We start from the raw sequence: 13,514 nt of genomic DNA, 5'->3' as shown, positions 1-13,514 counted from the left end.
GCGTGTGCATTAATCAGTGTTTCCCGAGCGGGCGCGATTGCCGGAATGCGGCCTTTACCCTACTCTTGCGCCTCCCCGAGCACTGCGACGACCCCCGACACCATGAGCGAGACCCCCACGCTGCGCACGCGCCTGGAAGGCTTCATCGAGGCCCGGCTGACCCAGCGCTTCATCATCGGCCTGATCCTGCTGAACGCCCTGACCCTGGGGCTCGAGACCTCGGATACCGTGATGGGCTGGATGGGGCCGGTCATCCTGGCCGCGGACGCGATCATCCTGTCGCTCTTCACCGCCGAGGTGCTGGCCAAGCTGTTCGTCTACCGCCTGGCTTTCTGGCGCAACCCGTGGAACGTGTTCGACTTCTTCGTGGTGGGGATCGCGCTGATCCCCGCCTCCGGGCCATTCTCGGTGCTGCGCGTGCTGCGTCTGCTGCGCCTGGTGTCCATGGTGCCGAAGCTGCGCTTCATCGTGGAGGCGCTGCTGCGAGCCATTCCCGGCATCGTCTCCATCATCGGTCTGCTGCTACTGATCTTCTACGTGTTCGCGATCATCGCCACCGGCCTGTTCAGCGAATCCTTCCCGCAGAAGTTCGGCACCCTGGGTGCCACCATGTACAGCCTGTTCCAGGTGATGACGCTGGAGGGCTGGTCCGAGGACATCGCCCGTCCGGTGATGGAGGTCTACCCCTGGGCCTGGATATTCTTCGTGCCGTTCATCCTGATCGCCACGTTCACCGTGCTGAACCTGTTCATCGCGATCATCGTGGACGCCATGCAGCGCATGCATGATCGCGCGATGGAGATCGAACAGCAGATGATCCACGACAGCGTGCACGAGGAGAACCAGGCCCTGCACGCGGAGATCCACGAGATCCAGCAGGAAACCGTCAAGCTGCAGGAACGCCTGATCCGCATGCAGAACATGCTGGAGAAGCGGGTGAAGTAAGCGCCTTTGCGTGCCCCAATGGGCCCCGTCATTGCCGGACGTACAGCCTCGTGCTTCAATATCAGAAAATGAAGCACACCTGAGGGGCGCCATGAAAGAGCTCAACGTCCGCGAGATGCGGGCCTCCATTGGGCACCTGGACGAAATCGTACAGGCGTCCGGCGAAATTACCATCACCCGTCACGGAAAACCCATTGCACGCGTCCTCCCCGTGCGTCGCGGGCGTCAGCGTCCCGACCACCACGAGCTTCGCCAACGCACCGCGCAACTGATTCCCTCGGAGACCCTCCTCAGGGAAGAGCGCGATGAGCGCGGATGAACGGTGCTACCTCGACACCAGTGCCCTGGCCAAGTGGTACCTGAACGAACCGGGCTCCGAGGCCTTTGTCGACTACCTGCAAAAAGTCGACGTCGCCATCATCAGTCGGCTGGTGGCCACGGAACTGCGGTCCCTGCTCGCACGGCGCCGGCGTATGGGCGAACTGCCGCAGGAGCTGGAAACGATCATCTTCGCCACCTTCCAGGACGACATCTCCAGTGCCTCGTTACAGCTCTATCCCTTCGATGATTCACTCTTCGAGGAAGCGACCAACCTGATCACCCGCTACCCCGAACACCCACTGCGGACACTGGACGCACTGCACATCGCAACCGCGCGGCATCACGAGTTTCCAGTCATCGCCACCGCAGACAACGTGCTGGCGGACGCGGCTTCATCGATGGGCCTGACCGTTCGTCGATTCTGACGCCTCCGGCACCCGACGCGCGGGAGAAGCGGGTAAAGCAAAGAGCCCGGGAAGGAACCCGGCTGCGGCGCTCCGGCGCGGGCAGGGGCTTCGCCGCCAAGGCGGCTCCTACAAGACCACATCCCACCCCGGTAGGAGCCTGCTTGCAGGCGAAGCCCCTGCCAAAGCCAGCCCCACCTCAACGACCGGTGCTTGCGTGGCCCTCAACGCCCCCCTGCGCGCCCTCGGGCGCACTGGGGGGCGCGGGATCAGGCGTTGACGGCGGCCGGTTCGGTGGCGCGTTCGCCCAGGCGGCGGCCGGTGGCGTTCAGCACGGCCTGCAGCGTGGCAGCGGTCGTGTCCTCGCCCAGAGCGACGCCGACCGAGCGTTCGCCGTCCACCTGCACGTCCACCGCGGCCATGGCCCGCGCCTCGGTGCCGGACTCCATCGCGTGCTCATCGAAGTGGCTGACCTTCACCTCCACTCCGCGCTCGGCCTGCATCGCGGCGGTCAGGGCCTCGACCGCGCCGTGGCCCTCGCCCTGCAGGCGCGACTCGCGACCGGGCGGGCCCATGGTCGCGTCCAGCCGCACCACCGGACCTTCCTTCTCGATCTCGTAGCGCACCAGATCCCAGCCGGCGACCGGCGTCAGGTAATGCTGCTCGAACAACTCGTGGATGCGCCTGGATGACACCTCGATCTGCGAGGTCTCGGCATCCTTTTGCACGATGCGGGCAAACTCGATCGCCAGCCAGCGCGGCACCTCGATACCGTAATCGCGTTCCAGCACATGCGCCACGCCGCCCTTGCCGGACTGGCTGTTGATGCGCACGACCTCCTCGTAGCGCCGGCCCAGATCGCCCGGGTCGATCGGCAGGTAGGGCACGTTCCAGTGGCCGCCCTGCTCCTTGTAGTGCGCCAGGCCCTTGCGGATCGCATCCTGGTGGCTGCCGGAGAAGGCGGTGTAGACCAGCTCGCCCGCCCACGGATGGCGCGGGTGGATGGGCATGTCGGTGCACTCCTTGTACACCTCCATCAGCCGTTCCATATCGGACAGGTCGATGGTCGGGTCGATCCCCTGCGAGTACAGGTTCATGCCGACGGTGACCAGGTCCATGTTGCCGGTGCGCTCGCCGTTGCCGAACAGCGTGCCTTCCAGGCGATCGGCCCCGGCCAGCAGGCCCAGCTCGGCCGCGGCCACGCCGGTGCCGCGGTCGTTGTGCGTATGCAGCGACACGCAGAAGTGCTCGCGGTACTGCACATGATCGCAGAACCACTCGACCTGGTCGGCGAAGACATTCGGCGTGGCCGACTCGACCGTGGCCGGCAGGTTGATCACGACCTTCTGGCCCTGGTCCGGGCGCCAGATCGCGTTCACCGCATCCACGACCTCGACCGCGTAGTCCAGCTCGGTGGTGGAGAAGCTCTCCGGCGAGTACTGGAAGATCCAGTCCGTCTGCGGGTACTTCGCCGCATAGTCGCGCACCCAGCGCGCGCCGTTCTCGGCGATGCCGCGGATACCGTCGCGGTCCATGCGGAAGACCTGCTCGCGCTGCGCCGGGTTGGTGGAGTTGTACACGTGCACCACCGCGCGCGGTGCGCCCTCCAGCGCCGCGAAGGTCTTCTGGATCAGATCCTCGCGCGCCTGCGTCAGCACCTGGATATACACGCCCTCGGGGATGCGGTCTTCGTCGATCAGGCGGCGGGTGAAGTCGTAGTCGATCTGCGAGGCAGAGGGGAACCCGATCTCGATCTCCGTCAGGCCGATATCCACCAGCACCTCGAAGAAGCGCATCTTCTGCTCGACGCTCATCGGGTGCACCAGCGCCTGGTTGCCGTCGCGCAGGTCCACCGCGCAGAAACGCGGCGCAACCGTGGTGCGCTTCGCCGGCCAGCGGCGATCCGCCTTGTCGATCGGCGGGAACGGGGCATATTTGGTGTGATCGAAGGCCATGGTGCGCATCTCCTGTAAGGGCGCGGCCCGGGCCGTACAATCGGCCGCCGCGCTGAGGATTTCTGTCTGTGCATTATCCTAACGCATTCATCCGGGCATAACCTTGCGTTTTTCCCTATCAAGGCCTTAGGAGGGATCTATCATTGCGCATTAATGCTCAATATGCGCAATAATCCACCTATGAAACCGCAACCGCACTCACTGGACCGCTATGACCGCCGCATCCTCGAGATCCTGCAGGAGGACGCGAGCCTGTCGAACCAGGCGCTGGCCGAACGCGTCGGACTCAGCCCCTCCCCGTGCCTGCGCCGCGTCCGCGCGCTCGAACAGGCCGGTATCCTGCTGCGCCGCGTGGCGCTGCTGGACCGGCGCCGCCTGGGCCTGGAACTGACCGCCCTGATCCACATCGGCATGGACCGCCACACCCCGGAACGCTTCGCGCATTTCGAGGAGACCGTGGCCGGCTACCCCGAGGTCCAGCACTGCTACCTGATCACCGGCCAGTCCGCCGACTACATGCTGCAGGTCGTGGTCCCCGACATGGACGCCTACCAGGACTTCCTGCTGCGGCGCATCACCCGCCTCGAGGGCGTGGACAGCGTGCACTCCAGCTTCGTCCTGCGCCGCGTCGTCGACCGCACCGCCCTACCCCTCGACTACACCCCCACCTGACCGCCCAAAATCAAGGGCGGTCTACAGGAAGATGGGAAGGCTGGAAGATTGGTGGATATGACGGCGGTGCCGTAACACACGGCGGGGGGACAACGTGGACGTCTGCGATCGCGCTTCACCCTAAAAACCTTCCGATCTTCCCATCTTCCTGTGAATCGCCCTTGACCTTGACCTTTTTCGCTTGTCCTCGTGTGGGGCGTCGCTATACTGTATATATAGACAGTTACCGGAGGGCGCCTTGTGTCGCTTACTGAACGCCAGCAGGCCATCCTCGACTACATCACCGAGACCGTCGCCAACCAGGGCACGGCACCGACCCGCAGCGAGATCGCCCGGGCCTTCGGCTTTCGCTCACCCTACGCGGCCGAGTGCCACCTGAAGGCGCTGGCAAAAAAGGGCGCCATCGAACTGCTGGGCGGCACCTCCCGCGGCATCCGCCTGCCGGGCGCGGTGCGCAGCACACCGCGCGAGCTGCCCCTGGTCGGGCGCGTCGCCGCCGGACTGCCCATCCTTGCCACCGAACACATCGAGCGCCACTACCGGGTCGACGACGCCCTGTTCCGTGCCCACCCCGACTACCTCCTGCGCGTGCATGGCGAGAGCATGCGCGACGCCGGCATCCTCGACGGCGACCTGCTGGCCGTGCGCCAGACCCCGGAGGCCCGGCCCGGTCAAATCGTGGTTGCCCGCATCGAGGACGAGGTCACCGTAAAGCGCTTCGCGCAGGACGGCCCGCGGGTGCGCCTGCTCCCGGAGAACCCCGACTTCGCCCCCATCGAGATCGACCTGGAGCGCCAGGAACTGGCCATCGAGGGGGTCGGCGTGGGCGTTCTGCGCGATCTCGACCCCCAGGCCTGAGTTATGGGCGCGCTGGATACCCTGCTCGACCATCCGGCCCTCTGGCGCGGACGCAGCGCCACCCCGGCCCCGGATGCCCCGGTCTGGCCCAGCGGCCACGCGGAACTCGACCGGGCCCTGGGCGGGGGCTGGCCACGCGGCCAGCTGGTCGAACTGCTGGGCGCCCCGTTCGGCTGCGGCGAGACCCGGCTGCTGGTCCCCATGCTGACCGCCTGCGGCCAGGACGACTACTGGATCGCGGTGATCGCGCCACCGGCTACCCCCTGGCTGCCGGGCTGGCAGACCCTGGGCATCCCGCCGGAGCGGGTACTGCTGATCCACACCGAGCACGATCGCGACACCCTTTGGGCCGGCGAGCAGTGTCTGCGCGACCCGGCCTTCGGCGTGCTGCTCGCCTGGCTGCGCCGTCCCGTGGAGACAGCCCTGCTGCGCCGGCTACGCCTGGCCGCCAGCGAGAGCCGGGCCTGCGCCGTCCTGTACCGGCCGCCGGACGCCGCGGCCCAGCCCTCGCCGGCCCATCAGCGCCTGCGCTGGCAGGCCGCGGCCACCGGCCTGGAACTGCACTGCCTGAAGGGGGCCGGCCACTGGGCCCGCTCCGGCCAGCCTCTGTGGATTCCCGAAGCACCGGGGGCCTGAAATGGGCCAGCCCGCCCGCCCCGCGCGCGCAGCCACACCCCCCGAACCTGCCCGGCAGCAACTGAGCCTGCTGCCGGCGGCGCCCGCCCCCGCGCCCACTCCCCGGCCACCGGAGGCACGCCCCGCCAGTGCCACCCGGGCGCGGCGGGAACACTGGATGGCCATCGAGCTGCCGCACCTCGCGCTGGAGTCCCTGGCCCGGGCGGGACCGGAGCCGGAGCGATTGCAGCGCCCCCTGCTGGTGGTGACGTCCGGCGCGGCACCCCGGGTGCACACCGCCAACCGCGCGGCGCGGCGCGCCGGTGCGCGACCCGGCATGGCGCTGGGGGATGCGCTGGCCGTGCTGGATACCCCGGAACTGGTCGAACATGACCCGGACGCCCTGCGGACCCAGCTGGAGATGCTGGCCGGCGTACTGCTGCGGTTCTCCGACCATGTGCACCCGGAACCGGAGGCCCACCGTATCCTGATGGAGGTCGGACGCAGCCGCCGCCTGTTCGGCGGCCTGGAGGCGTTGCGCCAGCAGGCGCAGGACACCCTGGCCGGCCTGGGTTTCCATCCCCGCATCGGGCTGGGGCGCAGCCCCGCCGCCGCGCGCCTGCTGGCGCACCTGCGCAACCCCGCGATCGCGGAGGACCCCGAGAGCCTGCGCCGACTGCTGACACCCGTGCCGCTGGAGGCCCTGCCGCTGGCCGACGCCACCCGCGAAGGCCTGCGCGCCTTGGGCCTGCGCCAGCTGGGCGACCTGCTGCGCCTGTCACGCGCCGAGCTGGCCCGGCGCCACGGACCGGAACTGCTGGACCTGCTGGATCACCTGCTGGCCCGACGCGTGGAGACCCTGCCCCGCTTTGCGCCACCTCCGGTGCTGGATTTGCCCCTGCGCCTGGAGCACGAGATCCACGCCACCACGGCCCTGGCCTTCCCGCTCAAACGGCTGCTGCGCCAGGCCGAGGCCCAGTTGCGCGGCCTGAACCGCAGCCTGCAGGGGATGACCCTGGAACTGACACATCGCGAGGCGCGCACCCGGCTGACGCTGGAACGCGGACAGCCGGGCATGCGCGCCGACGAATGGCTACCCCTGTGGCAGACTCGTCTGGAGCGCGAAACCCTGCCGGAGGCCGTCATCGGCCTGCGCCTGCGGGCATCCCGCCTGCTGGATCCCCCGGACCGGGGCGACAGCCTGCTGGCCGGGGACCCGGCGAGCACGCCACCGGCGGATCAGCTGCCCGCGGTCCTGGCCCGACTGCGCGCCCGCCTGGGCGAGCCGGCGGTCACCCGCCTGGTCAACCGCCGCACCCCAAGGCCGGAGGAGGCCCAGGGATCACGCCACGATCTCGCCGTTACTCCGGCCCCGGTCGCCCCGACACCGGGCCAGCGCACCGTCGGGGCGGCCCTGTGGCTGCAGGGCCCCGACCCCGCCACCCCGCCCGACCAGCCGCAATGGCTGGGGCGGCTGGAAGACGGCTGGTGGGACCATGGCCAGGATGCACGGCGCGACTACGCCCGGGCACTCGATCGCCAGGGCCGCCGGCTCTGGCTGTATCGCTGCCTGCGCAGTGGCCAGTGGTATCGCCAGGGTTACTGGGGCTGAATCCGCGCCGGATACGCCCACCGCCCCCGTCCGTCAGCGGTGGTACTCGCCCGCCCGCTCCGGCTGGTACTCGACCTCCACGATGCGCACATGCATCTGCCCGCCACCCGGGCGCGGCCACTCGATCTCGTCCCCCTCGGAAAGCCCCAGCAGGGCGCTGCCCACCGGCGCCAGGATCGACAGCGTGCCGCCGCTTTCATCCACGTCCCGCGGGTATACCAGCGTCATCGAGAATTCCTCGCCGGACTCGGTCACCCGGAACCGGACCTTCGAGTTCATCGTCACCACCGCACCTGGGATCTCGTGCGAATCCACCACATCCGCGCGGTCCAGCTCGGCCTCCAGATCGGCCTTGCCCGGAAAGGCATCCTCCGGCAGCGATTCCAGCAGCTTGTCCAGACGCTCCATGTCCGTGGTGGAGACGATGATCTTCGGCTTGTTCACGTTCACACTCCAAATACACGACGCGCCCCCGGAGAGACGCGCCAGAGAAGAAAATTCAGGGATTTTCCGGAAACCGGGAAACGAACTTCGAGATTAGCCAAGTCTCGACGAAAAAGCGATCCAGCCAGTCACGGCACTGGAATATCGATCCGCCCGCACACTCACTACCGGCCCTCGCCGTCCCGCCAGGCCGCATAGCCGCCGCGCAGCACATGCGCATCGATCCCCATCGCCCGCAGGCTGTCGGCCACCAGCTGGGACCGGCCACGCCCCCCACAGAACACCACGACGGGCTGCTGGGGGTCCTGCATGTGAGATTCGATGGTGGCCTCCAGCTTGGGCCGGGGGATATTCACCGCGCCCTCGATCGTACCCTCGGCCGCCTCCTCCGGCTGGCGCACGTCCACCAGCAGAAACGGCTTCCCGTCCTGGCGCCAGCGGGCCACCTCGGCCGGTTCCAGATGCGGCAAACTCTGTTCCAGATCACCAATACGTTTCTCGAAAAGACTCACGGCCACACTCCGAATCGTGGGTAGGCCACCATCCTATCGCGCGAGCTCAAAGGGACGGACGCACCAGCAGCGGCACCACCCGAACCGTAAACAGCGCCAGGCCGATCAGCGCCGCCAGCGCACCCACCGCCGTCAGCATCGCAACCCCCAGGATCCAGCCCAGGCCCATCCCCACCACGGCCAGATGCACCAGGATCTGTGGTGCCCAGGCCCACAGCCAGCCGCCCGCGATCGGGTGCCCGGTAAAGCGCGGCAGCATGTGCTCGCCCAGCCCCATGATCAGCAGCAGCAGAAAGCCCAGGGTAAAGCCGTGCAGCGCCGCCGGCCGGGCCGCGCCCTCCAGGAAAAAGCCCCCCAGCGGCAGCGCCGCCCCCGCGATCAGCAGCCAGACCATTGCCCCCAGCACCGAAGCCCGGCTGGAGGGCGACAGGCCCAGCCCCACATGCCGGGCCGCCTTCTGCGTACGCTCCGGGGCGGCGCCTACCAGTTCGGTGGCGGCCGTGCGATCCAGCAGACCGATGTGCTTGAGCTCGCCATCCACCACCACCGCCGGGATGGAGCGGATACGCAGCCGGGTGGCCAGCTCGCGGCCTTCCGGCTGGCCCATGTCCACCACCGCGAAGTCGATCTGTTTGTCCTCGGCCACCTGACGCCAGATGCGCTCGGCATCGTGACAGGAGGCACACCATTCGGATACCAGCAGTTCCACCTTCATGAATCCGTCTCCCCCGGCTCAGTCCGCGCAGCGCATGCAGCGGATGTCGTAACGATCGATCCATTGCTTCAGACCGGTGATCGCCTCGGGGCCGGTGTGCAGCCGCTCCAGCGCCTTTTGCGGGTCGTCCGGGCGCATCACCACCACCCAGGCATCGGTGTAGGGCGCGACGTTCACCAGACCCGGATCGGCCTCCACCGCCGGATTGATACGCTCGATGGTGCCGTCGAACGGGGTCGGAATGCCGCCCGCCCACTTGCCCGACTCCAGCCGCGCCACCGGCTTGCCCGCGGCACGGTGCGAACCCGGCTTGCGAAAACGGAAGTACTGCACACGGCCCGCCATGGTCTGCGCCGGATCGGTGATCCCGAGGGTGAAGGTGCCGTCGTCCTCCGGCCGCACCCAGACGTAGTCCAGGTCGTAGAACAGGTCGTCCGGCAGCTCGCAGCCGTTGTATTCCTCGCGCGCCATGGTTATGCCCCCTTCGGTCCATAGTGGCGCACGGTCAGCGCGATGTTCACGGCGAACAGGATCATCGCCCCCCAGGCCAGCGCGCCACCCACCGCGACCGTCGCGTTATGGAAGACCAGCCAGCCGGCGACCATCACCCAAAGCCCGATGTTGGCCAGCAGGAACTGCGCGTGCCCCAGGCGTTCGGAGAACAGGGACCGCCCGGAAAACCGCGGCAGCACATGCAGCCCCACGCCATAGATCATCATGGTCACGAAACCCAGCAGCATCAGGTGGCCGTGGATGCGCGGCACGTTGCCGGGGATCAGGCCGGGATGCACCAGCCAGAGGATGCCGAGCAGCCCGCCCAGCAGGGCATAGACGAGGGCCGCGAGGATGAACATCCGGTTTCGAGGGTGCATGCAATGCTCCTTGTCAGGTTTGACTCAGCATACTTTAAGCTATATTCCATATGCATTGATCGAGATCAACACCCGCTCGCGTCCGATCGGTAACAGTCACCCTTCAGGAAAACCCGCCAAGGCCGCAACTGCCATGCATCTGCAACTCCACGAGACCGTCCCCGGATTCCAGCAGCCTGTCGAGCTGCTGCGCGCCTGTCACCGGCGCATCCTCAACTCCCTGGACATCCTCGAGCGTCTGCCCGCGCACCTCGCCGCAAAGGGCGCTGACGAGGAGGCGCGCACCGCGGCGGCTCGGGTCCTGAAATACTTTCACGAGGCCGCCCCCAATCACCACGCGGACGAGGACGAGGACCTGTTCCCCCTCCTCCAGCGGCACTGCGACCACCCCGACAGCCACCCCCAACTGTGCGAATGGCTGGAGCGCCTGAGCGCGGAACATGCCGAGATCGAGGCCGGCTGGGACCGGCTGGAACCGGCCCTGCAGCGAATTGCCGACGGCTCGACCGCGGAACTGACCGGCGCGGAGGCCTGGATCCGGCAATACCGCGTGCATCTCGACCTGGAAGAGCGGGCCGTGCTGCCGTTCGCCGAGCACCTGCTGAGCCCGGAAGAGCGCCACACCATCGGTGCCCGCATGGCCGCACGGCGCGGGATCGGGAGCGACGATGGCTGACTTCCTGCTCGATCTGCGCGGCTTGGGCGACCATGCCCATACGCGGGCCTATTACACCCTTCGCGAACTGCGGCCGGGCCAGATCTTCGAGGTCTGGCTGGACCAGGAACCGAAGCTCCTGATGGACGCCGTCGGCCTGCAGCTGCGGCATGCCATCCACTGGCGGGGTCTCGAAAACGGGCCACCGCTGTGGAAGCTCGCGGTGCAGCGCCGCGAGGATGTCGCCCCGGTGGACCTGGTCGACCTGCTGGAGCGCGACCACCTGCGCATCGACCGCCTGTTCGCCAGTGCCCTGCACAAGGTGAACGCCGGCGATCTCGAGGGGGCCGCACCGGATTTCCACGCCTACGTGGATGGCCTGCGCCGCCACGTGGAGGTGGAAAACGAACTGATCGTGCCGCTGCTGGACCTGCCGCGCAGCCCGAATGGCCAGGACCCGACCTCGATCATGCTGCGCGAGCACGACGAGATCCTGGAACAGACCGCGATGCTCGAGCATGAATTCAGCGAAGGGGTCGACGAGGCCTGGGCCGTGGCCCCGTTCTTCGCCCTGATCTCCGGCGCGCTGGCCAAGCACGAGGGCCGCGAGGAGCAGAACCTGTTCCCGCACTGGAGCCGCGCCCTGCGCGAACAACCGGACGCCGCCGCCGAACTCCTGGAGCGTGCGCAGGCCCGACTCACAGCCTCCTGATCGCTTCTGCGTCGCAGGCGGTGCGACGCGACCGCTTCAGCGAGCCGTAACGGGGCGAAGCGGCGGCGACAGGCGGGCCAGCGCCCAGAGACCCAGCAACGGGCCGGGCAGCAAGAGCCACAGGACCCACAACCCGCCATCCGCCCACAGCCAGCTCGTCAGCCAGATCGCCGGCAGGGTCAGGGCAAAGCCAATCGCATTCATGACGCTCAGCGCGGACCCCACCGCGTCCGCCGGCGCACTGTCCGCGGCCAGCGCGGAGAACTGCGGCGAGTCCGCGATCACCGTCAGGCCCCACAACGCCAGCAGGCCGAACAGCAGCCAGGGCGAGTGCCCGGCCAGCAGCGGATACAGCAGACAGGCCAGGCCCGACGTCGCCAGGGCCACCCGCGCCACGCGCAGACTCCCCAGGCTCCGGCTCAGGCGGCCGCCCCAGACGCAGCCGGCCAACCCCAGCGCGATCACGCCGAAGGCGAGCCACGGGATCAGCCCGGCATCGGCCTCCAGACGCGACAGCTCGCGCGCCACCAGCAGCGGGACCAGCGTCCAGAAGGCGTACAGTTCCCAGCAATGCCCGAAGTAGCCTCCGGCCACGGCCCGGAAGTCCCGCCGCCGCAATGCACGAAAACCCTTGCCCAGACCCGGTGTGCGCCCCGGAGGTGGCAGGTGGGGCCCATCCCCCAGGCGCAGGATCAGCAGTGCCGCCAGCACCGCCAGGAAAGACGCCAGCAGCACCGGGATCGCCCAGGGGAAATCGAGCGTGGCGCCGCGCAGCAGATGCGGCAGCGCGGTGCCCAGAGTCAGCATGCCCAACAACCAGGACAGGGCCCAGCCCTTGTACTCGGGCGTCCAGGCAATCACCAGCTTCATGCCCAGGGGGTAAACCCCGGCCAGCGCCAGTCCGACCAGGAACCGCGTGAGCAGGGCCATCTCCCAGACACCGGCCAGCAGGATAAACATCGCGTTCAGTCCGGCCCCGGCCACGGCAGAGATCGCGAACAGCCGGCTGGCACGAAACCGGTCCGCCAGGCCGGTCGCGGCCACCGCCAGCGTTCCGGTGATGAAGCCCGTCTGGGTCGCCATGGTCAGCCAGCCGATCTCGGCCGGCGACCAGCCCAGTGCCTGCTGCAGCGACAACCCGACCCCGTTGACCGAGAACCACAGCGACGTGCCGAACAGCTGTGCCACCACGATCACCAGCAGGGGGTGACGACGAATCCAGAGCGCCGTCACCGTACGCGACCGTTCATAGGCGTCGAACCGCCCCGATCAGCGACTCGCGCCACGGATCCAGCGCTTGAGCAGGGCCACCAGCGCGCCCCCGGAGACGAGCCCCAGCAGGTAGATCCCGACGATCAGCAACGCCAGTGGCAGCGTCACATGCAGGGTCAGGAAATTCAGGGTCACCAGTCGCAGGTTCTGGATTGCAAAGATCGCGACCACCGCGACGAACACGATGATCAGCAGGGAGTAGACGTACCGCATGCGACCTCCCGGGTCAGTCGGGCCAAACGCTCAGATTCGGGCGCCCCGGGGTCAGCGTCAACCGGCACGAGGCGACGACCTCAAGGGTTTCCCCGAGTGTCGGGATGGCTGCAGTGGCCGCGCAGCGGGCAGCCTTCGCACCGCGGTCGCGGGCGGCAGCGCTCCTTGCCGTGCTCCACGATCAGCGCATGCAGGTCGTTCAGGGCGGCCACATCCGGCCCCAACTCCGTCTCGACGTGGCCACGCAGCTGATCATAGGGGGCCTGCGCCTGCGGGACCTCCAGGCGCTCGAACAGACGCCGGGTGTAGGCATCCACCACGAAGACCGGGCGGTCGAAGGCATACAGCACGATATCGTCGGCTGTCTCCGGGCCCACGCCCTTGACCCCCAGCAACGCCGAACGCAACTCGCTCGTTTCCAGCGCGGTCAGTCCCTCGACACCGCCGGATGCCTCGAGGAAGCGCAGCAGATGCCGCAGTCGGTCGGCCTTCACGTTGAAGTAGCCACTGGGACGAATCCGCTCGGCCAGTTCTTCCGGGTCAAGCGCCATCAGTCCTTCGGGCGAGAGGGCACCGATGGCGCGCAGGTTGTCCAGGGCCTTCTCGACGTTGGTCCAGCTCGTGTTCTGGGTCAGCACGGCACCGACCATCACCTCGAAGGCGGTATCCGCCGGCCACCATTGCAGGTCACCGTACTCCGCACGCAGGGCCTCCAGAAGGTCGGGAATCCGCACGTG

18 protein-coding genes are annotated in these 13,514 nt (G+C 68.1%); 9 read left to right on the top strand and 9 right to left on the bottom strand.

What is annotated here, in order from left to right:
• Positions 1-102: 102 nt before the first annotated feature.
• The 3 genes from D107_RS0107380 (at position 103) to D107_RS0107370 (ending at position 1,691) form a co-directional block, all read left to right on the top strand.
• A complete protein-coding gene (locus tag D107_RS0107380) occupies positions 103-945 on the top strand; it encodes an ion transporter (protein WP_018877572.1) in 843 nt (280 codons plus the stop codon).
• A gap of 91 nt (positions 946-1,036) precedes the next feature.
• Complete coding sequence (locus D107_RS0107375; protein ID WP_017942101.1) at positions 1,037-1,264, top strand: type II toxin-antitoxin system Phd/YefM family antitoxin; 228 nt, start codon at positions 1,037-1,039, stop codon at positions 1,262-1,264.
• Positions 1,251-1,691, top strand: coding sequence for a type II toxin-antitoxin system VapC family toxin (locus tag D107_RS0107370; RefSeq protein WP_018880370.1), 441 nt, complete (start codon positions 1,251-1,253; stop codon positions 1,689-1,691). The genes D107_RS0107375 and D107_RS0107370 overlap by 14 nt, the downstream gene beginning before the upstream one ends.
• Positions 1,692-1,939: 248 nt before the next feature.
• Here D107_RS0107370 and D107_RS0107365 read toward each other — a convergent pair whose 3' ends face one another.
• Positions 1,940-3,625 (bottom strand): 2-isopropylmalate synthase, encoded by a 1,686-nt coding sequence (locus tag D107_RS0107365; RefSeq protein WP_026280686.1) that lies wholly within the window; start codon positions 3,623-3,625, stop codon positions 1,940-1,942.
• 180 nt (positions 3,626-3,805) lie between these two features.
• On the opposite strand from D107_RS0107365, the gene D107_RS0107360 reads away from it, so the two are divergent.
• The 4 genes from D107_RS0107360 (at position 3,806) to D107_RS0107345 (ending at position 7,382) form a co-directional block, all read left to right on the top strand.
• Positions 3,806-4,297 (top strand): Lrp/AsnC family transcriptional regulator, encoded by a 492-nt coding sequence (locus tag D107_RS0107360; RefSeq protein WP_018866164.1) that lies wholly within the window; start codon positions 3,806-3,808, stop codon positions 4,295-4,297.
• Between the two features lie 240 nt (positions 4,298-4,537).
• The gene (gene lexA, locus D107_RS0107355) at positions 4,538-5,155 is read left to right on the top strand and encodes a transcriptional repressor LexA (RefSeq protein ID WP_018877574.1); all 618 of its coding nucleotides are present in this window, start codon (positions 4,538-4,540) and stop codon (positions 5,153-5,155) included.
• Positions 5,156-5,158: 3 nt separating this feature from the next.
• Positions 5,159-5,791: a translesion DNA synthesis-associated protein ImuA gene (gene imuA, locus D107_RS0107350; protein ID WP_018877575.1), complete on the top strand. Its 633-nt coding sequence runs from the start codon at positions 5,159-5,161 to the stop codon at positions 5,789-5,791.
• A gap of 157 nt (positions 5,792-5,948) precedes the next feature.
• Entirely contained in the window at positions 5,949-7,382 is a 1,434-nt protein-coding gene (locus D107_RS0107345) for a DNA polymerase Y family protein (RefSeq protein ID WP_018880368.1), read from the top strand.
• 33 nt (positions 7,383-7,415) lie between these two features.
• Here the strand turns inward: D107_RS0107345 and rnk are convergent, their stop codons facing one another.
• The 5 genes from rnk to D107_RS0107320 form a co-directional block, all read right to left on the bottom strand.
• Positions 7,416-7,826, bottom strand: coding sequence for a nucleoside diphosphate kinase regulator (gene rnk / locus D107_RS0107340; RefSeq protein WP_018866160.1), 411 nt, complete (start codon positions 7,824-7,826; stop codon positions 7,416-7,418).
• Between the two features lie 164 nt (positions 7,827-7,990).
• Positions 7,991-8,338: a rhodanese-like domain-containing protein gene (locus tag D107_RS0107335; RefSeq protein ID WP_018874975.1), complete on the bottom strand. Its 348-nt coding sequence runs from the start codon at positions 8,336-8,338 to the stop codon at positions 7,991-7,993.
• Between the two features lie 46 nt (positions 8,339-8,384).
• Complete coding sequence (locus D107_RS0107330) at positions 8,385-9,053, bottom strand: thioredoxin family protein (RefSeq protein WP_018876395.1); 669 nt, start codon at positions 9,051-9,053, stop codon at positions 8,385-8,387.
• A gap of 18 nt (positions 9,054-9,071) precedes the next feature.
• A complete protein-coding gene (locus D107_RS0107325; RefSeq protein WP_018881147.1) occupies positions 9,072-9,524 on the bottom strand; it encodes a glycine cleavage system protein H in 453 nt (150 codons plus the stop codon).
• Between the two features lie 2 nt (positions 9,525-9,526).
• Positions 9,527-9,925 carry a hypothetical protein gene (locus D107_RS0107320; RefSeq protein WP_026279693.1) on the bottom strand — a complete coding sequence of 133 codons (399 nt, stop codon included), beginning with the start codon at positions 9,923-9,925 and terminating at the stop codon, positions 9,527-9,529.
• A gap of 133 nt (positions 9,926-10,058) precedes the next feature.
• On the opposite strand from D107_RS0107320, the gene D107_RS0107315 reads away from it, so the two are divergent.
• Both D107_RS0107315 and D107_RS0107310 read left to right on the top strand, forming a co-directional pair.
• The gene (locus D107_RS0107315) at positions 10,059-10,601 is read left to right on the top strand and encodes a hemerythrin domain-containing protein (protein ID WP_018880366.1); all 543 of its coding nucleotides are present in this window, start codon (positions 10,059-10,061) and stop codon (positions 10,599-10,601) included.
• On the top strand, positions 10,594-11,292 hold the full coding sequence (locus tag D107_RS0107310; protein WP_018866154.1) for a hemerythrin domain-containing protein: 699 nt from the start codon (positions 10,594-10,596) through the stop codon (positions 11,290-11,292). The genes D107_RS0107315 and D107_RS0107310 overlap by 8 nt, the downstream gene beginning before the upstream one ends.
• 36 nt (positions 11,293-11,328) lie before the next feature.
• On the opposite strand, the gene D107_RS0107305 is transcribed toward D107_RS0107310, so the two are convergent.
• From D107_RS0107305 to D107_RS0107295, 3 genes are all read right to left on the bottom strand, one after another.
• Positions 11,329-12,489 (bottom strand): nitrate/nitrite transporter, encoded by a 1,161-nt coding sequence (locus D107_RS0107305; protein WP_018866153.1) that lies wholly within the window; start codon positions 12,487-12,489, stop codon positions 11,329-11,331.
• A gap of 72 nt (positions 12,490-12,561) precedes the next feature.
• A complete protein-coding gene (locus D107_RS0107300) occupies positions 12,562-12,777 on the bottom strand; it encodes a lipopolysaccharide assembly protein LapA domain-containing protein (RefSeq protein ID WP_017941597.1) in 216 nt (71 codons plus the stop codon).
• Between the two features lie 80 nt (positions 12,778-12,857).
• A complete protein-coding gene (locus D107_RS0107295) occupies positions 12,858-13,511 on the bottom strand; it encodes an endonuclease III domain-containing protein (protein WP_018881146.1) in 654 nt (217 codons plus the stop codon).
• Between the last annotated feature and the right edge of the window lie 3 nt (positions 13,512-13,514).

It is taken from the genome of Thioalkalivibrio sp. ALE30 (assembly GCF_000377465.1).
Lineage (GTDB): Bacteria > Pseudomonadota > Gammaproteobacteria > Ectothiorhodospirales > Ectothiorhodospiraceae > Thioalkalivibrio.
This window is presented reverse-complemented; position numbering and strand designations above follow the sequence as displayed.